Below are 1,004 nucleotides of genomic sequence, written 5' to 3' on the forward strand. Positions count from 1 at the left end.
GACCGACCCACCCCGCGGTCGCGCTGCTCTGCTCGCAGAAGGCCGGCTGGGAGCTGACGACCGAGGGCGGCTTCGAGGGGCTCGGCTCCGGGCCGGCCCGCGCGCTGGTCGGCGGCGAGACCGAGTTCGAGCGCGTCGGCTACTACGACTCCTCGGAGTTCGCCACGCTGACGATCGAGTCGACGGCGCTGCCCGACGAGGAGGTCGCGGAGCAGGTCGCGGAGATGGCCGAGGTCGAAACCGACGGCGTGTTCCTCCCGACGTTCGCGACCGGCTCGACCGCCGGCTCCGTCACCACCGCGGCCCGGGCCGCCGAACTCGCCGTCTTCCGCCTGCTGGAGGTCGGCTACGAGCCCACGGACGTGCTCCACGCCTCCGGCTCTGCCCCGATCGCGCCCCCGACCCGCGACGAGACCGAGGCGATGGGGCGGACGAACGACGCCTTGGCGTACGGCGGCGAGGTCCACCTCCAGGTCGCGCGCGACGACGACCGCTTCGACGAGATCGTCTCCACCGCGAGCGAGGAGTACGGCACGCCCTTCGTCGAGGTGTTCGAGGACGCCGACTGGGACTTCTACGACGTCCCCGAGAGCGTGTTCGCCCCCGCACAGGTCACCGTCGACGTGGTCGACGGCCCCGTCTACACGGTGGGCGAGACCGACGAGGAACTGCTCGCGGAGTCGTTCGGCTACCGCTGACTCCACCGAGCGTCACCGACTGAACCCCCGCCCCGTCCACTCCCGTGCGACTCAAACCCGTCCCCGAACCCCCGGCCGACCTCGACGCGCTCCGCGAGTACCAGCGCGCGGTCCCGCTCGTCCCCGGCGACACCGACGACTGCTGCGCCCGGCTTCAGGACCGCTGTGACCTCCCCGACCGCCAGACCGCCAACGACTGGCTCGCCTTTCTCCGGACGCTCGGACTCGTCGAGGAGACCTCGCGCGGGTTCGTCCGCGCCGACGCGGAGCCGATCCCGGAGCGCGTCCGCGAGGGGCTCCGAGACG

At 72.6% G+C, this 1,004-nt stretch carries 1 protein-coding gene and 1 pseudogene; both read left to right on the plus strand.

All coding sequences use genetic code 11. The features are described from left to right. On the plus strand, positions 1 to 698 hold a 698-nt coding region (locus BN903_RS04595), incomplete at its 5' end, for a methenyltetrahydromethanopterin cyclohydrolase (protein ID WP_079890578.1). A 44-nt stretch (positions 699 to 742) separates the two neighbouring features. Continuing rightward, positions 743 to 1,004, plus strand: a pseudogene (locus tag BN903_RS04600) (hypothetical protein); the annotation flags it as partial.

The organism is Halorubrum sp. AJ67, assembly GCF_000513435.1.